18 protein-coding genes are annotated in these 19,183 nt (G+C 66.2%); 6 read left to right on the forward strand and 12 right to left on the reverse strand.

Going from position 1 to position 19,183, the window contains the following annotated elements:
• Positions 1 to 51 precede the first annotated feature (51 nt).
• Positions 52 to 1,044, reverse strand: a complete 993-nt coding sequence (locus GSQ83_RS28140) for an SDR family oxidoreductase (RefSeq protein ID WP_158806256.1) — start codon at positions 1,042 to 1,044, stop codon at positions 52 to 54.
• 174 nt (positions 1,045 to 1,218) lie between these two features.
• On the opposite strand from GSQ83_RS28140, the gene fdhA reads away from it, so the two are divergent.
• Positions 1,219 to 2,409 (forward strand): formaldehyde dehydrogenase, glutathione-independent, encoded by a 1,191-nt coding sequence (gene fdhA, locus GSQ83_RS28145; protein ID WP_158806258.1) that lies wholly within the window; start codon positions 1,219 to 1,221, stop codon positions 2,407 to 2,409.
• A gap of 292 nt (positions 2,410 to 2,701) precedes the next feature.
• Here the strand turns inward: fdhA and GSQ83_RS28150 are convergent, their stop codons facing one another.
• The 5 genes from GSQ83_RS28150 to miaB are packed head-to-tail and all read right to left on the reverse strand — an operon-like array spanning position 2,702 to position 7,437.
• Positions 2,702 to 3,607, reverse strand: coding sequence for a DMT family transporter (locus tag GSQ83_RS28150; protein ID WP_158806260.1), 906 nt, complete (start codon positions 3,605 to 3,607; stop codon positions 2,702 to 2,704).
• 8 nt (positions 3,608 to 3,615) lie between these two features.
• Positions 3,616 to 4,515, reverse strand: coding sequence for a hemolysin family protein (locus GSQ83_RS28155; protein ID WP_158806267.1), 900 nt, complete (start codon positions 4,513 to 4,515; stop codon positions 3,616 to 3,618).
• Positions 4,512 to 4,976 carry an rRNA maturation RNase YbeY gene (gene ybeY / locus GSQ83_RS28160; RefSeq protein WP_158806270.1) on the reverse strand — a complete coding sequence of 155 codons (465 nt, stop codon included), beginning with the start codon at positions 4,974 to 4,976 and terminating at the stop codon, positions 4,512 to 4,514. The genes GSQ83_RS28155 and ybeY overlap by 4 nt, the downstream gene beginning before the upstream one ends.
• Positions 4,976 to 6,034, reverse strand: a complete 1,059-nt coding sequence (locus tag GSQ83_RS28165; protein ID WP_371418091.1) for a PhoH family protein — start codon at positions 6,032 to 6,034, stop codon at positions 4,976 to 4,978. The genes ybeY and GSQ83_RS28165 overlap by 1 nt, the downstream gene beginning before the upstream one ends.
• Entirely contained in the window at positions 6,031 to 7,437 is a 1,407-nt protein-coding gene (miaB, locus tag GSQ83_RS28170) for a tRNA (N6-isopentenyl adenosine(37)-C2)-methylthiotransferase MiaB (RefSeq protein WP_158806271.1), read from the reverse strand. Before miaB ends, GSQ83_RS28165 begins: the two co-directional genes overlap by 4 nt.
• A gap of 225 nt (positions 7,438 to 7,662) precedes the next feature.
• Here miaB and GSQ83_RS28175 point away from each other — a divergent pair, with 225 nt between their 5' ends.
• From GSQ83_RS28175 to GSQ83_RS28195, 5 genes are all read left to right on the forward strand, one after another.
• Positions 7,663 to 8,079, forward strand: coding sequence for a DUF1489 family protein (locus tag GSQ83_RS28175; protein WP_158806272.1), 417 nt, complete (start codon positions 7,663 to 7,665; stop codon positions 8,077 to 8,079).
• A gap of 185 nt (positions 8,080 to 8,264) precedes the next feature.
• Entirely contained in the window at positions 8,265 to 8,594 is a 330-nt protein-coding gene (locus GSQ83_RS28180) for a hypothetical protein (protein WP_158806274.1), read from the forward strand.
• Between the two features lie 359 nt (positions 8,595 to 8,953).
• Positions 8,954 to 9,646 carry a GntR family transcriptional regulator gene (locus GSQ83_RS28185; RefSeq protein WP_158806276.1) on the forward strand — a complete coding sequence of 231 codons (693 nt, stop codon included), beginning with the start codon at positions 8,954 to 8,956 and terminating at the stop codon, positions 9,644 to 9,646.
• 117 nt (positions 9,647 to 9,763) lie between these two features.
• The gene (locus GSQ83_RS28190) at positions 9,764 to 9,964 is read left to right on the forward strand and encodes a hypothetical protein (protein ID WP_158806278.1); all 201 of its coding nucleotides are present in this window, start codon (positions 9,764 to 9,766) and stop codon (positions 9,962 to 9,964) included.
• Positions 9,965 to 10,150: 186 nt separating this feature from the next.
• A complete protein-coding gene (locus GSQ83_RS28195; protein ID WP_158806280.1) occupies positions 10,151 to 10,384 on the forward strand; it encodes a hypothetical protein in 234 nt (77 codons plus the stop codon).
• Between the two features lie 42 nt (positions 10,385 to 10,426).
• On the opposite strand, the gene GSQ83_RS28200 is transcribed toward GSQ83_RS28195, so the two are convergent.
• The 6 genes from GSQ83_RS28200 to GSQ83_RS28225 all read right to left on the reverse strand — a co-directional run.
• The gene (locus GSQ83_RS28200) at positions 10,427 to 14,491 is read right to left on the reverse strand and encodes a translocation/assembly module TamB domain-containing protein (protein WP_158806282.1); all 4,065 of its coding nucleotides are present in this window, start codon (positions 14,489 to 14,491) and stop codon (positions 10,427 to 10,429) included.
• Positions 14,491 to 16,302 (reverse strand): autotransporter assembly complex family protein, encoded by a 1,812-nt coding sequence (locus tag GSQ83_RS28205; protein WP_158806284.1) that lies wholly within the window; start codon positions 16,300 to 16,302, stop codon positions 14,491 to 14,493. The genes GSQ83_RS28200 and GSQ83_RS28205 overlap by 1 nt, the downstream gene beginning before the upstream one ends.
• A 377-nt stretch (positions 16,303 to 16,679) precedes the next feature.
• Positions 16,680 to 17,153: an Hsp20 family protein gene (locus GSQ83_RS28210; protein WP_158806286.1), complete on the reverse strand. Its 474-nt coding sequence runs from the start codon at positions 17,151 to 17,153 to the stop codon at positions 16,680 to 16,682.
• Positions 17,154 to 17,329: 176 nt separating this feature from the next.
• A complete protein-coding gene (gene rpmE / locus GSQ83_RS28215) occupies positions 17,330 to 17,557 on the reverse strand; it encodes a 50S ribosomal protein L31 (protein ID WP_158806288.1) in 228 nt (75 codons plus the stop codon).
• A 98-nt stretch (positions 17,558 to 17,655) separates the two neighbouring features.
• Entirely contained in the window at positions 17,656 to 18,231 is a 576-nt protein-coding gene (locus GSQ83_RS28220) for a Spy/CpxP family protein refolding chaperone (protein WP_158806290.1), read from the reverse strand.
• 106 nt (positions 18,232 to 18,337) lie between these two features.
• The coding region (locus GSQ83_RS28225) for a tetratricopeptide repeat protein (RefSeq protein ID WP_216850615.1) at positions 18,338 to 19,183 on the reverse strand (846 nt) is incomplete at its 5' end.

Consider the following 19,183-nt stretch of genomic DNA (forward strand, 5'->3'; position numbering starts at 1 on the left):
AAAATCGCACCTCACCCGAGCCTGAGCAACCCCAGGCGGCGCGCCGCAGCCTCAGCCTGAGCGGCGGCGCAACAGGCGGGCGAGGCTGAGAAGGCCGAGGCCGATCACCCCCGCAGCAATGGCGTTGCGGTGCCGGCTGGTCGCCATCTCCAGGCTTTGCGGCCGGGCTTGACTGTCGAAGCGGCCATGCGAGGTCGCGTGGCCCGGCACGCTCTCGAACAGGTTCGACGGCGGGTTCATCGGCAGCCGTTCCTCGGCCATTTGGGAGCTGTAGCCGAAATGGGCGAGGTAGTGGTCGAGCAGGCCGGGCGCGATCATGTTGCCGACGATCGCCTTGATCGAGGAAAAGCCGACCCAGACCTCTCGCCGGCGGCAGGTGGCGGCGAAAGCGATGGCGCGGGCGGCGACCTCCGGCTGGAAGATCGGCGGCACCGGCTGGGCGCGGTGGCCGGTCTTGTTCATTGCCCAGTCGAATTGCGGCGTGTTGACCGCCGGCAAGTGCACCATCGTGAGGTGGATCCTGGAGCGGTCGTGCAGCAACTCCGACCGTAGGGAGTCCGTGAAGCCGCGCACCGCGAATTTCGCGCCGCAATAGGCGGATTGCAGCGGCACCGAGCGATAGGCCAGCGCTGAGCCGACATTGATGATCGTGCCGCGGTCACGCGTTTTCATGCGTTCCAGTGCGACGACGGTGCCGTAAACCTGGCCGAGATAGGTGACCTCCGTCGCGCGGCGGAACTCGGCGGCGCTGATGGTGCCGACGGCGCCGAAGATCGTTGCCATGGCGGCGTTGATCCAGACATCGATGGGGCCGAGTTCGTTCTCCACCCGGTCGGCGGCCTGCTTGACCGCTTCGGAATCCGCGACATCGGTTGGAATGGCGAGAGCGCGCACGCCCATGGCACGCAGCTTGGCGGCGAGATCCTCCAACCGCTCCGCATTGCGGGCGAGGAGGGCCACGTCATCGCCGCGCCGGGCGAATTCGAAAGCGGTGGCGCGGCCGACGCCGGCGCTCGATCCGGTGATCACGACAATCCGCCCCATGCTCGTCTTCCCGTTGCCTTTTCCGGAAGCTTGGGCCGAGGCGGCAGGCTTCAACCGGTGCGTCGGGTCGGGGCATTGAAGTGATTGGCGGAAAGTCCCAGGCTAGGGGCGAAGGCCCGCGGCCGGAGGGTGCTCCGGCGGGTGAGATGGGCCGAGAGCACAGGGAGCATTCGCATGAGCGGCAATCGCGGCGTCGTCTATCTCGGACCCAAGCACGTCGAAGTGCAGGATATCCCCGACCCCAAGCTGCAGGCGCCCGACGGCCGCAAGATCGAACACGCGGCCATCCTTAAGATCGTCGCGACGAATATCTGCGGATCCGATCAACATATGGTGCGCGGACGGACGACGGCCGAGGCCGGGCTGGTGCTGGGCCATGAGATCACCGGCGAGATCATCGAGGTGGGGCGTGACGTCGAGATGGTCGCGAAAGGCGATCTGGTCTCCGTGCCGTTCAATGTCGCCTGCGGGCGCTGCCGCACCTGTCGCGCGCAGGATTCGGGCGTGTGCCTGACGGTGAACCCGGGGCGGCCGGGCGGCGCCTATGGGTATGTCGATATGGGCGGCTGGATCGGCGGGCAGGCGCGCTACGTCATGGTGCCCTATGCCGACTTCAACCTCATGAAATTCCCGGACAAGGCTCAGGCGATGGCCAAGATCCGCGATCTCACGATGCTGACCGATATCTTCCCGACCGGCTTTCATGGCGCGGTGAACGCCAAGGTCGGCGTCGGTTCCACGGTTTATGTGGCGGGCGCGGGACCAGTGGGGATGGCGGCTGCCGCCTCGGCTCGGCTCTTGGGCGCGGCGGTGACGATGGTGGGCGATTTCAACAAGGACCGGCTGGCCCACGCCAAGAAGATGGGTTTCGAACCGATCGACCTCGGGAAGCATGACCGCCTCGGCGAGATGATCGCCCAGGTGGTCGGCGTGCCGGAGGTCGATTCCGCGATCGACGCGGTGGGCTTCGAGGCGCGCGGCCATTCCGGTGGGGAGCAGCCGGCGGTGGTGTTGAACCAGATGATGGAGATCACCCGCGCGGCCGGCGCCATCGGCATTCCGGGCCTGTACGTGACGGCCGACCCGGGCGCCGTGGACGATGCCGCCAAGAAGGGCAGCCTGTCGCTGCGTTTCGGCGAGGGCTGGTCGAAGGCGCATAGCTTCCACACGGGCCAGACGCCGGTGCTGCGCTACAACCGCAACCTGATGCAGGCGATCCTCCATGGGCGCGTTAACATCGCCGAAATCGTTAATGCCCAGGTGATCTCGCTGGAGGAAGCACCGAAGGGCTACGAGACCTTCGATGCCGGCGCGGCGGTGAAGTATGTGATCGATCCGCATGGGCTGATCGCGAAGGCGGCATAGGCAGAGCGACGGCGCTTCGCCATCGTCAAGTCCGCGCCTTCGCGCTCACGCTACGAGCTCGGAAGGCGTGGACACTTGGCCCCTGCCGGGGTGGCCGTAGCGGCGCATGACGGAAGGGTGTTTGTTCGCAGACATCGAGACGGCCGCTGAGCTTTTGTGATCCTGGGGTGCGATGATCTATTGATTGAACCGCGCCGGGAGATCCGTCATGGCATGCGAAGGCGTGGATGCTCGGCCTGCGCCGCGCATGACGTGGTGGAGTGAGGACGGTTCAAACCAAAGACGCCCCGCTCTAGCTGGCGGCTTTGCCCGATCGTGCCATCAAGCCGCCAGCGATGATCAGGGCGATGCCGGCGAGTGCGAGGCCGTGCGGTAGATGACCGAAGAGAGTCGCGTCTAGCAGCACGGACCATAGGATGCCGCTGTACTGCCAAGGCGCGAGCTGAGAGACCTGGCCTTGCCGGATGGCCGCCGCGATGGTGGCGAGGCCCGCCGTTTGGCCGAGGGTGGCGGCCAGGATCAGCAAGGCGGCGAGCGGGCCGATTGGCCGCCACAGCAGCAGCATCGGCACGCCGAGAAGCACGATGCCGACCAGCGCCGCTTGCGCTACGGCATCGGCGGTGGTCGCCGCGTCCTTCAGCCGGCGGATCAGGATCTGGTAGATCGCATAGGTCAGCGCCGCGCCGAGTGATGCGGCGATGCCGAGCCAATGCAGATGCGCGCCGCCCCTGGGCCGCACGATCAGCAGCATGCCGAGGAAGCCGATCGCGACCGCGACCCAGCGCAGGGCGGGCACGCGCTCGCGCAGGACCAGCCCGCCGAGACCCGTCACCAGCAGCGGCGCCGTGAAGCCGAAAGCGCTGGCGATGGTCATCGGCAGCAGGCCATAGGCGAGAAACGCCAGGACACTGGACAGCACCAAAGCCGCCGCCGCAAATCGCTGCGCCCAGGCTTGCGGTGGGCGGAGAAGACGGCTCGGCGAGACGCGTAGGTTTCGGCGGGCCATGCCGATCCCCATCACCAGCGCCAGGCTGATGACCGAGCGCAGCACGAAAAGCTGCACGGCACCGTAGTGCCATGTGTCGATCAGCGTCTTGGTGATGGCGTAGCCGACGGCATAGAGCAGCGTCGAGGCCAGGACGAGGAGGATGGCGCGCGCGGCGCCCGGCCGAGCGAGACGGTCAAACAGGGCGCGCATGTTTCAGGTCAGGCGGCGGCCGCGGCCCCTTCGGTCTCGCCCTTGGGCGGGGGCGGCCAGACGCGCACCTTCAGGATGTGACGCGGATCGGCGTCCAATACCTGGAACTCCATGCCCGAATGCGGGTGGGTGATGATCTCGTTGCGTGCCGGCACGCGGCCCGCCAGCGTGAAGACAAGTCCGCCGACCGTATCGATTGACGAAGCGCGCTCCTCCGGCGTCAGCACCGGACCCAGCCGCTCCTCGAAATCCTCGATCGAACAGCGTGCCGCGACGTCCAGCGTGCCGTCCTGACGCTCGGTCACGAGCGGTCCCTCGACCTCGTCATGCTCGTCGGCGATGTCACCGACGATGGTCTCCACCAGATCCTCAATGGTGACGAGACCGTCGATGCCGCCATATTCATCGACCACCAAGGCGAGATGCACCCGCGCCTGGCGCATCTGGACCAGAAGGTCGAGGACCGGGGCCTGGGGCGCCACCATGAGCGGGCGGCGCAGCAGTTTCTCGAGCGAGAATTCCTCCGGCCGGCCGATATAGGCGAAGACGTCCTTGATGTGGACCATGCCGATAATGTCGTCGAGCTGGTCGCGGTAGATCGGCAGCCTTGAGTGCTGCTCCTCCCGCAGCCGGTGCAGCGTCTCGTCCAAAGTGAGATCCGCGCGCAACGCGACGATATCGGCGCGGGGGATCATCACGTCATTCGCCATTGTACCGCGCAGCCGCAGGATATTGGCGATCAGCAGGCGTTCCTGGCGGTCGAGTTCAGGCGCCTCGTCCGAGCCTTCCGGCGATACGGCCGCCTCTTCCACCAGTTCGGCGATCGATTGGCGCAGGGTCTGTTCGGTTCCGCGGCGTCCCAGCACATGCAGGAGGCGCGCGAAAAGAGATTGGTCAGGGGTACTCATCGTCCTTTCCAGGGGTTCGGAACGCCAATGCGGCGCAGGATGCGGGCCTCGCTCATCTCCATGTGCATCGCTTCGCCCGGGTGGTGGTGGTCCTCGCCATCGAGGTGAAGCACGCCATGGACCAGGAGGTGAGCCAGATGATGAGCCAGGGGGCGGCCCTCGGCGGCGGCTTCCCGCCGGATGACGCCGAGAGCCAGAATGATATTGCCGCCGGCGCCGGGATTGGCTGGCTCATAGGTTAGCACATTGGTCGGCTTATTGCGTCCCCTGTCGCGCGTATTCAGGATCTGCACGATGCGATCGCTGGTTAGCACAACACTGCTCACGGCGGCTCCGGGCGCCGCGGCACGCGCCGCGGCGACGGCGCGCAGAACTAAACGCTCAAGGTTCGGGACCAGGCGCCGCCACCCGCGCTCCTCGATGAAGATGCGCGGGGCGGCGGGGGGACTTGGAGGTTCCACTATCCGCGCTCGCGGGGGACCGGGGTAGGCCGCGAGTCCCGCTTCGCATCCCGTGCCGCCGTCGCGCGCTGGTCATAGGCCTCGACAATGCGGCCGACGAGCGGATGGCGCACCACGTCCTGCCGTCCGAAACGGGCGACGCCGATGCCCTGCACGCCCTCGACGGTCGCCAAAGCGTCGGCAAGGCCCGAGGTCACGCCCGTGGGGAGATCGACCTGGGTGGGGTCGCCAGTGATGACCATGCGCGTGCCCTCGCCCATGCGGGTGAGGAACATCTTCATCTGCATGGGCGTGGTGTTCTGCGCCTCGTCGAGGATCGCGAAGGCATGGGCGAGGGTGCGGCCGCGCATGAAGGCGAGCGGCGCGACCTCGATCTCGCCGGCGGCCATGCGGCGGATGACCTGATCGCCGGGCATCATGTCGTTCAGCGCGTCGTAAAGCGGGCGGAGATAGGGATCGACCTTCTCCTTCATGTCGCCCGGCAGGAAGCCAAGCCGCTCCCCGGCCTCGACGGCGGGGCGCGAGAGGATGATGCGGTCGACCTGGCCGGTCTGCAGCATCGCGACGGCCTGGGCCACGGCGAGGTAGGTCTTGCCAGTGCCGGCGGGGCCGACGCCGAAGACCATTTCGTGACGGCTCAGCATGTCCATGTAAGCGGTCTGGCCCGGGCTACGCGGCTGGATCGCGCCGCGCCGGGTGCGAATGGCGGGCAGATCGGCGAGCGGCAGACGGGGGTCGGAGCCGCGCGCACTCAGCCTGACGGCGGCATCGACGTCTCCGCCGGTGAGCTGCTGGCCGCGTTCGAGACGGCTGTAAAGCGTGTTGAGCGCCGCCTGCGCGGTCTCGACCTGCTCCGGATCGCCGCTGATGGCGATGCGGTTGCCGCGGCAGGCGAGACGTACCCCGAGCGCCTGCTCGATGCGCATCAGGTGCCGGTCGTGATCGCCCAGAAGCTGCGACAAGAGGGCGTTGTTTCCGAACTGCAGTGTGACCGCTCGACCAAGCCCTGTCGGGGGCGGTGTGGCGGGCGGCTGGTCAGCAGCGGAGATCTGGGTCAAGCGGGCGCGAGCTCCTGTTTGGACGGTGTGAAGATAAGGGCGGCGGAAAGAGAGTTGGTGCTGGTGTGGGTAATCTTCACGGGCACCACCTCCCCCAACAGAGTCATGGGGCCATCGAAATGAATCGCTTGTAGATAAGGCGAGCGACCGCCGAGCTGGCCCGGGCGCCGGCCGGCATGCGTCACCAGGACATCGATGACGCGGCCGGTACACTCGGCGTTGAAGGCGGTCTGCTGATCGCGCAGCAGCGCCTGGAGTTCGGCGAGTCGATTGTCCTTCTCGCCTTCCGGCACGACACCCGGAGCACCTGCGGCGGGCGTGCCGGGGCGAGCCGAATACTTGAAGCTATAGGCCTGGGCGAAACCGATATCCTCGATCAGCCGCATCGTTGCCGCGAAATCGACGGCCGTCTCGCCGGGATGGCCGATGATGAAGTCCGACGAGAGTGCGAGGTCGGGGCGATGCGCGCGGAGGCGATCGATCAGCCGGCGGTAATCATCGGCGGTGTGCTTGCGGTTCATGGCGGCGAGGATGCGGTCCGAGCCGGATTGCACGGGAAGATGCAGGAACGGCATCAGCGCCGGGACATCGCCGTGCGCGGCGATGAGATCATCCTCCATGTCGCGCGGATGGGAGGTGGTGTAGCGCAGCCGGACCAGGCCGGGGATTTCGGCGAGCGCGCGGATGAGGCGGGCGAGGCCCCAGTCGCGGCCATCCGTGCCCTCGCCATGATAGGCGTTGACGTTCTGGCCGAGCAGCGTGAGTTCCCGCGCGCCATTCGCGACCAGGCGGCGTGCCTCGGCCAGGACGGAGGCGGCGGGACGGCTGGCCTCGGCCCCGCGCGTATAGGGGACGACACAGAAGGAGCAGAATTTGTCGCAGCCTTCCTGGACGGTGAGGAAGGCCGTCAGCGCGCCGGGGGCGGCTTGTTGCTCGGGCAGGAAGTCGAATTTCTGCTCGACCGGGAAGTCGGTTTCGATGACCGGGCCGGCGGCGCGGTGGGCGCGGGCGACCATCTCGGGCAGGCGGTGATAGGTCTGCGGGCCGAGCACGATGTCGACATAGGGCGCGCGAGCGGTGATCTCGGCGCCCTCGGCCTGGGCGACGCAGCCGGCGACCGCGAGGATGGTGCTTTTGCCCGCCGCCGCGCGTTCTTCCTTGATCAGCCTCAGTCGGCCGAGTTCGGAGAAGACCTTCTCGGCGGCTTTCTCGCGGATATGGCAGGTATTGAGAATGACCATATCGGCATCGGCCGGGCCATCAGCGGCCGTATAACCAAGCGGTGCCAGGACATCGGCCATGCGGCCGCTGTCATAGACGTTCATCTGGCAGCCCCATGTGATGACATGCAGGCGGCGGCGCGGCGTGACGGGCGAAAGGCGCGGTTCCACGGGGAGCTTCATCGGGCGAAGGATCCTGATCTGGCCGCCGCACTAAGGCGGGGCGGGGGACCAATCGCGTTCCGCGTGCTGACGGTCAAGCGCAAGGGCGCCATTGAGCTCCTGAAGGACGAGCCGAGTGTCGCAGAGTGCGGGGTAGGCCTGTCAAGCTTGGTGTGATGACAAGGCGAAGTCTGGCCGAAATGGTTAGGGTTTGTTTGTCGGCGCGAGCGGGCTAGATCACGGCGAATGGTTAATCTCCTCAAAGTGGCGGTGGGAATCCGCGATTCGGCGCATCTGCGGCAGGTCCAGCAGGAGCGCGCGGCGGCCGAGTCGCCGTTGCGCCACCGCACCCGGCATAGTCCCAAGCGGGCCGAGGAGGTCACGGATGGCGGCTCGCTCTACTGGGTTATCGGCGGGGTAATCACGATACGGCAGCGTATCATCGATATCCGGCCGGATCACCGGTCCGATGGATCGAATTGCGCGGCGCTGATCCTCGATCCCGAACTCATCGAGCTGGATGGCCGGATCGCCAAGCCCTTCCAGGGCTGGCGCTATCTGGAAGCGGCTAACGCGCCGCCCGATCTGGTCGCGGGGGCGGAGTATGGGCAAAGCCTGCCGAGCGGGCTGAGGCGCGCGCTCAAGGAGCTTTGCCTGCTGTAGCCTCGCGGGCGCGTTCATTGGACTTTCAGTGACGAGCCACCAGCGAAAATGTGTAGGGCAATGGGGCGCAGCTCGGAAGTTGTGAAAACTTAAGGGGTTCCGCGGTCTTCTCCTCACTGAGCGTCATCTTATCTTCGGGCAGCGCGGCGCTCCCGCCCGTTAACGAAACACTTGAGGATTAAGTCATGCGGCATTTCCGCGCCCTTGCGATGGCGTCGGCATTCTTTCTCGCGCCCGCCGGTATCACGGCGACTCTGGCGGCATCGGGCTCCGATGTCCCGCCCGCCACGAACCGCGCCGCGTCTCCCGGAGCGGTTTCCAATGGCCAGCTCGGCACAGTAACCGGCAACAGCGTCTCGCCCACCAGTGGCACCGCAGGCGGGGGCTTGTCATCGGCGAACGGCCAGAAGGCCGGCGGCGCGGCGCATCGCCGCCGGCACCGGTATCACCACAAGAAGTCTACAAGCACGATGGCACCGGCGGGCACCATGGCGCCGGCGACGACTGCTCAGTAAGCTGCGCTCGCGGGGCCCCGGCAACGGGGTCTCTTCGCGAATTTGTTTCACGGCCGATGCCGAGCCGAAGATGCGCTGCAATGTTTGAGTCTCTATTGGCCACGACCAGCAACCGCTCTGTGTCGTGTAAGGCTAGCGCAGAAGTCTCCTCGGTCGGCCGATGACCGAGTCGTCAATTAATTTCTTGCACGCCGGGACTGGCATTTCACCGGATTCCTGTCTGCGGTAGACGGTTGTTCCGCAATGATTGTGGAAACCTGAGTCCGTCTCAAGAGTAATAGAAATTCCGTCGTGGAATGCTGGATACAATAGTCAGCAGGTAGTTTATCCACGGGGAACGCGCTTTGGAGAACAGAGTGGTGAGCGGCGCCGATGTTGCGACGAGCGACACGATACAGCGGTTGACCGTGGTGGATCAGGTGGCGGATGCGTTGCGTGCCCGCATCCTATCGGGAGGTTTGCCCGAGGGGAGGCAACTGCGTCAGGAGACTTTGGCCGCTGAGCTAGGTGTTAGCCGAATACCGCTGCGCGAGGCGTTTCGCCGCCTGGAGGCGGAGGGGCTTCTGACCATCGCACCTCATCGCGGGGCAGTCGTGTCGGTGCTATCGCTCGAAGAAATCGCGGAGCTATTCGATCTTCGCGCGATGATCGAGCCGGACCTTATCGCGCGAGCCTGCCGTGCTTTGACGGATCGAGAGATTGCGAACTCCGCCAAGATCCTCGCCGACTATGGCTGGGCCTTCGCACAACGTGACGTGGTCGCCTGGGGAACGTTGAATACGGCTTTTCATCTGTCGTTGTATCAGCCTGTCAACCGCCCGCGCTCGCTTGGACTTGCGCAGAGCCTCCTCGATCAGACGGACCGCTACACGCGCATGCAGCTTCTTCTGACCTCTGGCGAATCGCGCGCGGAGGATGAGCATGCCGCGTTGCTGCAAGCGTGCCGGGATCGCGATGAGGGGCGCGCCGCCAAGCTGCTCGCGCAACATATTCGCAATGCCGGAACGAGTTTGCTGGACTTTCTGCGAGCGCGCCGTGCGGATGGGGCTTAATCTGATCAGAGTGTTTGGCCGCGACAAGGAGGTTGGCGCGGCGCTTCCGTAGGCTATCTTGATCGCTGTGCATTTCGCATTTCGAGTCTGCCGCGATCGGGACGAGGAGACGGGGATATGACACCTGACGAGAACGCCACCAGCGCTCAACATCCGGAGGAGCTGAAAGCCACGGTGGAGCTTCGAATTACGGACCACGTCACCTTGAGGACGACGGCGCGCGCGACACCCGCCGGGCTGATCGGCATCGCGCTGATCTTGTCGGCGATCCTGATCCCGGTGATGTGGGGTGTGAGGTCGCGTCGCCTCGGGCGATAACCGCGCGCATTAAGCCTGGAGAGAATTCCGGCGTTTTCCAAAAAAATTTTGTTTGCTTCGAGTTCCGCCAATGGCCGATTGCTACCTGTGGTTGCGTCTCCATCGTGATCAACAACGCTGGGATGCTTGCGCCCGCTCAGCAAAAACCTCGATTAAGCGAGCAGAGTGATTGGAGAAAGTCGTCGAATGGCCTATTTCAAGGAGGCAAGCTTCCTCGAACTCGAATCCGGCCCCGAATACGACATGCTTTTTCCACCCGGCCAGGAAGCCCCTTACGCCGGCGTGTATCGATGCGAGGTCTGTGCGCTTTGCGTCGTCTCCGAGTTTTCCAACCGGCTGCCATCGGATGATCATCATCAACACCGGCGCCATAGCGAACATCCGATTCGTTGGCGCCTCGCGGTCAAGGCGCACTACTAATCGCGCATCCTTTGGCGCCTGCCGAGAGGCGTGCGCCCACCGTCAATAGTTGAATTGGTAGGTGACGCCGAGCCCGTTGCTGTCACTGCCGACCTGAGTCTGTAGCTTCAATCCTCTCGCGATATCGATCTGCACCTGAGCGCCGGTGTTGCCGCCGTTGGTGCCCTGGATCGCGCCGACATAGACGCCGGGCGCGACATAGCGGCCTGCCTGCAAAGTCGGCGCGCTTTGCTTCTTGGTATTCACGGCTCCGGTGGCAGAGCTGCTGTCGCCGACAGAAAGTTGGTCGAGTCCAAGGCCCTGGCGCACGGTATTGAGCATGCCGCCTACGCCGCCACCGCCGACGCCCGCGAAAGACGCGAGCGTGCTGGCGATCTCGGCGATCTGAAACGGGCTGAGCTGCGTCGAGCTGCGGTGAAAAAGGATATAGGCAAGCACTTCATCCTGCGGCAGCGTGGGGTTCGAACTCAGAACGATCTTCGGCGCGCTCGCATAGCCGGTGACGGCGAGCGTCGCGGTGACGGTGCCGGAGATGGAAGTCGCCTCGAAATCGATCGACGGGTCGCTGATCTTGCCGCCGTCGAAACCGACTTGCCCCTTGGTAAAGGTGAGCGTCGCGGTGACGAGCGAGACATTGCCGCGGATCATGTCGAAATGTCCGCTCGGCACGAGTTCGGCGAGGGTGCCGCCGACATGCATGCGGCCGCCGAGTTCCGCATTGAGACCATGGCCTCGTACGAAGATTCCGCGCGGCGCTTCCAGCGTGAGGTCCAGGGCGATGGCGAGGGGCGGCCCGGCGGGCGGTGCTGGCTTGTCGCCGGGCCTGTGAACTTTGAGCACGACGACGCTGGGAGGCAGGCTGTCGGGCACCTGAATATCCGCGCGGTCGATGCGGACGAGACCCTTCGCAGAGATGCCGTTGGCGACCGAGCCACCGACATGGACATTCGCATCCATCCGCGCGGTCAGCAGATCGCTTTGGATGGGCGCGGCATTGTGGGCGGTCACTGTAATGTCGAGCGGCAGCCCGGGCGCGGTGACGCCGACGCGTCCGCTGGCACCAATGGTTCCGGTGCCTGCCTGCGCGGTGAAGCTGTCGATGACGAGTTGGTCGCCGGCGGCGCGCAGCCGTGCCGTCATGCCCGCGAGGTGAATGCCTTGCGCGAAATCCTGAAAATCGCCGTGGTCGAGATTGGCGGTGCCCGAGATGCGCGGCGCCGTGGCGGTTCCGGCGATGGCGATATCCAGCGTCAGGATGCCGCGGGCGCGTCGGCCGGCTGCTTCCAGGATCGGATTGGCGAGCGCGAGATCGAGCCGGCCGGCCGTATGGAGCGCGAGTGAACCGGTGGCGGAAAGCGGCGCGGTTCCGTTGACGGTGACGTGGCCGCCGCTCCCTGCGTCGAGCCGCGCATCGACCGTTGCGGTTTTGCCGGCGAGGCGGACGGTGGCGTTGATATTCGCCGGCGGCAGGGACGCGGCGGTGCCGACAGTTTGCCGCAGGCCGGCGCCACGCACCGTGACGGTGCCAACCGGGGCGGCGAGGCTGCCGGTGAGCTTGGCCTCGACATCGATGCGGCCGGCGGCATGCAGGGTGGGGGCGAAGGGCTTGGCCAGCGCCGGGGTGATGTTCGCGATGGTCGCCTGGAGGTTGAGGTTGGGCTTGACGGTGCCTGAAGCGTCGAGCGTGGCGGTGCCGAGGCTGAGGCGCAGGTGATCGACGCCGGTCGTGGCGCCGAAGTCGACTCGCGCCGGGCTGAGGAGACGGAGCTGTTCGCCATGCCAGGCGGCGTTGAGCGCCGCGAGCGCGAGGCGTTTCGTCTTGGCATCCAGCGTGGCGCGCAGATCGGCGCTGGCGGGGGCGCCCTTGAGGTCGGGCAGATTGGCGTTGAGCGTCAGCGCAAGGGCGTCGAGCGGGCCATCGGCGGTGGCGCGCGCCGTGCCGTGAATGCCGGCGGCGGCGATGCCATCGGCTGTGATGCGCGCTGAGATGCTCGGGTTCTTGGCGGGATCGCGCACGTCGCCGACCACTGATAACGCGCCGAGCCTGTTCTGGGCGAAGACGAGGTTCTTCGCCTTGAGGTCGAGATGGGCGGCCTGGCCGGGCGGCGCATCGAGCTTCAGCGCTAGGCTGCCGCCGACCGGCTGGCCGATCAGAAAGCCGAAATCGGCGAGCCGCGTAATGGCGAGGGACAGCGTGCCGCTCGGCAGGGTGGCGCCTTTGGCCAGGGCGACTTTGCCCGCGCCGCTGAGGCTTTTCCAGGAGGCACGGTCGATGGTGGCGGCCATGGCGCCATCCGCGCCGCGCGCGACGTCGATCGCGATATCGGCCGGGGAACCGGCGGGCTTGCCGGTGAGCCGGATCTTCGCCTGTGGCGCCGAGGGCAGGCCCGTCGCCTCGATATGCAGCGCGATCGGGCCGCTGAGGGAGGCCACCGCGCGATTGGCCTGCGCCATGCCGACGGTGCCGGTCGTGTCGGTGGTGACGGAAAGGTCCGTCTGCGTGCCATGGGCTTCGCCTGTCATGGCGATGACGCCGGTCGCCTGGGGCGCGACATCGGCGAGGCGGCGGAGGGCGAGGGTCCAAGCCAAAACGAGCTGTTGCGACGCCGTCTGCCGGCTACCATGGGCGGTGAGGTCGATATCCTTGCCATGCACGGTGAGGCTGGAGAGCTGTAGGGCGGCCTGGGTCATGGCCGCTTCAAGCGCCAGGTGCACGTCGCCGCCGGTCAGGGCCATCACCTGCGGGATGGCCTGGGTAAGGTGGATATCGGCGGCGAGCTGGGCGGTGGTGGTGGAACCGTCCGCCGGGCGCGTCGCATGGGCGGTGATACGGGCGCTGCCGGCGATTGTCTGGTGAGCGATGGCGGCGAAGGGGGCGAGCGCGGGCAGGTCGAGCACCACATCGGCGGCGAGATCCGGCTTCGTCTTGCCGGTGACGGTGAGGGTCAGCAGCGGGTGAGTCACCGTCAGCTTCACCGGGCGATCGGGCGCGTCCAGCGTGGCTGCGGCGGCGATGGTGATGGGCGTGTCGCCAAGCAGATCGGGGGGCAGGCCGGGTGCCACGAGTCCCGCCAAAGTCGCGTGTAGCGAGACGGCGCCGGTCGAGCCTTGGATGTCGGCGTTCAGCGCCTTGAGGCTGACGCCCGCGGCCTTCAGGCCTTCCAGGGTGATATGGCCGGTGGCGGCCGGCTTAGTGAAGGGACCGTCCGTGTTGAGGGCGATATCGACCTTCTGCCAGCCCATTCCGGGCTTCGGCTCCATCGCCGGCGCATGGGCGTCGATCGCGAGCTTGGCGGCCTGTCCGGCGAGGTCGATGACGCCATGCGCCCCGGCCTTGAGGTCGCCCGCCGTCAAAGTGAGCGCAAGTGCCTCTGCCGTTTGCGGACCGGAGACGTCGGCGGCGAGATGTAGCGCGCCGAGATTCGGCATAGAGGCGAGGCGGGACAGCATTCCTTTAGGCGGTTCGTCCATCGCCAGATGCGCGGTAAGCGCGTTGCCGCTCAGGCTGCCATTGACGGTATACATTCCGCTGCCGTCGAGGTCGTGCAATGCGAGCTTGACCGACCCATCGTCGCGCCCCGTCACGCTGGCCGAGCCCTCGGCGCCGACATTGATCGCGGCAGTGTGGGTGACGGCTTGCGCCACGGAAATGCGATCCACCGCGAGACGGTTGAGGAAGATCTGCACCGGCAAGGAGGGGATGGAGATGGTGGTGGTCGGCTTTTCCGGGGCCGGTGGTGGTGTGGTGCTGGGCGGCGGCAGGCGGAGCATGGTGACGCTGGCGGCGTGCACTTCGTCGATCACCAGCCGCCGGTGCAGCAGCGGCGCTAGGGACAGCCGCAGGGTGAGGTCGTCGAGAGTGAGCCAGGCGCCGTCGTGGTCGAGCAGCTCGACATGGGCGAGGTGCAGGTCGGTCGGGATGCTGCCGGAGAGGCCGTCTATGCGGAAGATGCCGTTGGAGTGTTTGTTGGCGAGGGCGACGATCTCGCGCTGTCCGGCCGGCAGGTTGATGGCGATGATGACGCCGCCGATCAGCACGAGGACGAGCAGAAGCACCGCGCCGACCACGATGCCCAGCCATTTCGCGATGCGGCCGAGCAGGCGCATCAGAAGGCTTGCCCGATCCCGATATAGACTTCGAGCGCATCGCTATTCTGCTGTTTGATGAGCGGGACCGCGACATCGACGCGGATGGGTCCGATCGGGGTGTAGTAGCGCAGGCCGGCACCGGCACCGACCCGCAGCGGGCCGTTGAAAGGTGCGGAGGAGGCCGAAACCTGGCCCGCATCGGCGAAGACGGCGGCGCCGAAGCTTTTGCCGAAACGCTGACGGAACTCGACCGTGCCGGCATCGATGGCGGTGCCACCGACGGGATTGCCGTCTTTGAACTGCGGGCCGACGGATTGGTATTTGTAGCCCCGGATGGTGGCGCTGCCGCCGCCGTAGAAGCGCTGATCAGGCGGCAGTTCGAAGGTGGTGGCGCCCTGCACAGAACCGACAAGGCCTCGCAGCGCCACCACGCTGCGGCCGCCGCCACTCAGATCGATATAGGTCGAGCCATTAAGCTGGAGAATGGTGAAGGTCGCGCCGTTGCCGACGAAGGATTCGGTGGGCGTCACGGCGGCCGTGGCGCGCACCCCCTTGGTGGGGTCGAAGAGGGAATTTGTGGTGTCGTATTTCAGCGTCAGCGGAATTTGGAACAGCCCGTAATTCCGCGTGGTGCCTTCTTGCTCGACTTGCTCGCCGATGATCGTCGCACCGACACTGCCACTGAGATATTTCGAGAGCTTGCGGGTCAGTGTGGTGCCGGCGAGCAGCGCCGTGCGGTCATAGGCTTCCAGGTTCTCTTTCAACGCGCCGACATTGAAGCTGAGACTCTGGTCGCGTTGCAGAAAGGCGGGCAGCGTATAGACCGCGCCGACATTGTAGCCGAGCCCATCGCTGGCGGAGCCGCCGAGGCCGGTGACGGCGGCGCTGAGCGTCAGGTTCTCGCCATTGCCGAAGAAGTTGTGATGCGTCCAGCTCGCCCCGAAAGTGCCGCCGGTATCCGTCGCGAATCCGGCGGTGAGGCTGACGGTGCGGGGCGGCGCCTCGGTGACGGCGAAGGTGACGGGCAACCGGCCTTGCGAATCGAGCGCGGTGCCGGGAACCACGCGGACCGATGAGAAGACGCCGAGGCCCGCGAGATCCTGGCGGGCCGAATCGAGTCGCGTCGGGCTGAACTGCTCGCCGGGCGTCACGTCGAGTTCGCGGCGGACGAAGCCTTCATGCACAGACTTCAGACCAGCGATGGAGACGGCGCCGATATCGACGCGCGGACCCGTGGTGACTTTGTAGGTTACGTCGAGCGCATGGGCGGCCGGGATCTCATAGGCGTCCGGCGGGGCGACTTTGGCGAATGCATAGCCCTCATCGAGCAGAGCCGATTCCAGCCGGACGCCAGCCGCCACCACCTCGGCGGCCAAGGCCGGGTCGCCGGGCTTGAGGTTGAGCGCGGCTCGGGCAGCGGCGGGAACATCGCCCTTCAGCGTTACGTTGCGGAGGTGAAAGAGCGGGCCGCGGGTCAGCGTGACGGTGACGGGCACCGCGACAGCGGCGGAGTATTTCGTGAGCAGCGCCGGAAGGTCGGGGTCGTCGAGATCGTGGCCGTCGATCTTGATGACCACGGTGCCGTCGTAGAAACCTTCGCTCTCCAGCACGCTGAGCAGCCGGGCCTCGTCCGCGCGGGCGCGCAGAATGAGGGCGAAGGGGCCGACGGGCGCTTTGGTTCTCAGGGTGGCGAGCGTCGAGGTCGCGGCGGCGAGCTTGTCGAGCGCCTTGTCGCCGGTTGGCTCGAAGGTCACCGCATAGGGCTGTGGATCGGCCGCGCGCAAAGGAGGCGCCAGGATCAAGGCGGCCGTGGCGAGGGCGCCCGCCATGCGCAAGCCAGCAAGCAGCCGGAATCTTATCCTCCACCGACGCAGCGCCCTGTCCTCCCGGCTTATCTACCATGCTCTTATCTCTGGCCCGGACGCCAAGGTCGATCCCTGGCGGCTCATCGTGGCGGCCGGAAGCACTTAATCGGGTCAAGGTTCCGTGAATGAGACGGACGTTAAGGCGGTGGGACGTTGCACAACAGAAAGGGCCGGTTTCCCGGCCCTTTCCGATTTTGCGCAGGATCGCTTGGTCTGAACCGCCCCCTGTTACCCGTCATGCTTTGCGACGGCAGAGCATTCTCGGCTTTGCTTGCTTCACAAGGCAAGCCGTGGATGGCAGGCCTTCGCGTGCCATGACGAGTGCTAGGGTCGAGCTTCAGTTACGCCGCCTGAGCGGTGGGCTGGCTTTCGTTGGCGATGGTTTTCGCCTCGGGGTTGCTGCCGATCGCGATGCGGCGCGGCTTGAGCGCCTCGGGCACGACGCGCTTGAGGCCGACATGGAGCAAACCGTTGGTGAGATCCGCGCCCTCCACGACAATGTGGTCGGCCAGGGCGAAGCGGCGCTCGAAGGCGCGGCCGGCGATGCCGCGGTAGAGGGTCGCAACCTTCTCGCCTTCCGGCGCGCGGACGCGGCCGGAGACGAAGAGGGTGTTTTCCTTGACCGTCACATCGAGATCCTCGGGCGCGAAGCCCGCGACGGCGACGGTGAGGCGATAGGCGTCCTCGCCGGTCTTCTCGATGTTATAGGGCGGGTATGTGGTGGTGGAGCCGCCGTCCTGCAGACCGTCCAGGATATGGAGGAAGCGGTCGAAGCCGATGGCATTGGTCGAAAGTCGCGTGAAATCGCGGGTCATCTGAAACCTCCTGAAAAGCAAGGTCGCTGTGGACGGACCGCCCAATCGGGCCGGTCCTTGGATCATCCGGGGCCCGCAATGGGCGCCCCCGACACCCCGGAAATAGAAAAGGCCGCCCCCTGCTTCAAGGGGCGGCCTCCAAAAATCTCGCGCTTCCGTGTGGGCGCGTAACGGCGCTATTCTTTGCGGACGCCGATGCTGGCGAACTTCTTGTTGAACTTCGCGATCCGGCCGCCGGTATCGACGATGCGCTCCAGGCCAGTCCAGGCCGGATGCGACTTCGGGTCGATGTCGAGACGGATCGTATCCCCGGCCTTGCCCATGCAGGACCGCGTTTTGAACGCGGTGCCATCCGTCATGATGACGTTGATCTCGTGATAGTCGGGGTGGATGTCTTGCTTCATGGTTTCCGTTCCTGAGGCGCCACCGATACGACCGGTCGCGCGGAAGCGCCGCCTATAGCGTGCTCAGGGCTCGCGGTGCAACCGGCGTGCCGGGATGGCTACTTCCGCTTCGCATGAGGACCGCCCGGCAACTCGGCGCGGAAGACGGTGTCGGCAAGTTTTTTCTGTGCGGGCGGCATCGCGGCATAGAGGACCTCGAAGGCGGCGGCGCTTTGCTTGAGGGTGTCCAGCCTTTGCTGTTCGAGGGCGACGAAGTTGTTCATGTCCTCAATGGCGTTGAAGCTCGGCAGCTTGGCGCGACGGTCCCGGTAGCTTTGGCCGGTATCGGCGGCGCCGTCCCGCATGATGTCCGCGAAATTGTTCCAGAGCGGCGTCTGGTCCGGCGTGACCTTGATCTGGTCGTGCAGCCGCTGCAGGTAGCCGTTCATTGCGGCGCTGCCGTGGTGATGGCCGGTGGCTTTTGTGGGAGGCGCCGCTTTGGGCACCTCCGGCGGCACAGTTGCGCTGGCGGCTGACGGCACGACGAGACTGGCGGCGGGCGGCAGCTTGGGGACGGGAGGCGCCGCATCCGGCACTGCTAGCACGTTGGAGTCAGCAGAGGATTGAGCGAGGGCGGCCCCGGCCGAGCCGACCAGGATCGCGAAAGCCAGGAAGATGGTGGGATTGGGCTTCATCGCGGCGATCCTTACAGGTCAGCACCACCCAATACATAACGTATTCGAAATTAATTGCCAACGGATGTGGCGTATGCCGGTTCGATGTAAAAGAGCGGTGACGCTGTCAGGAGCCCTGGATCATGCCGAGCGCTCGCGCGCGACCGATGGCATCCGGCGCCCCGCGGGCGGATTCGGCCCGCGCGATCAGAATCTCGGTTTCAGCCGCGCCGACGGTGTCGCGGCCCCGTGCCTCGGCCTGCTGACGCTGCCCCGCAAGGGTGAGCACCATCACCGCGTTGGCAGCCTCCCGCGCATCCGGTTCGGGCGCGTCGATGGCGAGGGCCATCTCATGCAGGGCATCTGGCAGGTCGCCGACGAGGGCCAGGGATAACGAGAGGTTGCCATGGAGCCGCGCGTCCGCCGGAGCGATTTTAAGGGCGCGGCGATAGACCGCCTGCGCCTCCCGCGACCGTCCCGTCATATCCAGCGCCGTGCCTTCGGCCAGCAGGAGGTCGGCGTCAGGTGCTCGTCCGTCGAGGTGTTGCAGCAGCGGGAGCGCCTCGTTGACGCGACCTTCGCGGAGCAAAGCAATGGCGAGGCCACGTTCCGCCTCAGTGTTGTATGGCGCGAGGACCGCTGCGGCCCCAAAGGCCGCTTCGGCTTGGGGAGCGTCCCCGAGCATGTTGAAGGCCTCGCCCATATGGATTAGCGAGACAGCGTATCGGGGATCACGCCGGTTGGCCGTCCGATACAATGTGATGGCGCCCTGCGGGTCGCCGCTGTCGCGCATGGAATCGCCGATCCGCACCAGCATCGCGGCAGCGCCCTGGGTGGATCGTGGCACTTTGGTCAGTTGCGGCGATCGGGGCGTGGTGGTGCAGGCCGAGAGCAGAATAGTGGCGGCGGCGAGCGGGCCAGCCACCGCCACGCGAATGAGGCGGGCGCGCATTTCGAAGGGTCCGCGTGCAGG

This window comes from Acidisoma sp. L85 (genome assembly GCF_009765865.1).
GTDB lineage: Bacteria > Pseudomonadota > Alphaproteobacteria > Acetobacterales > Acetobacteraceae > Acidisoma.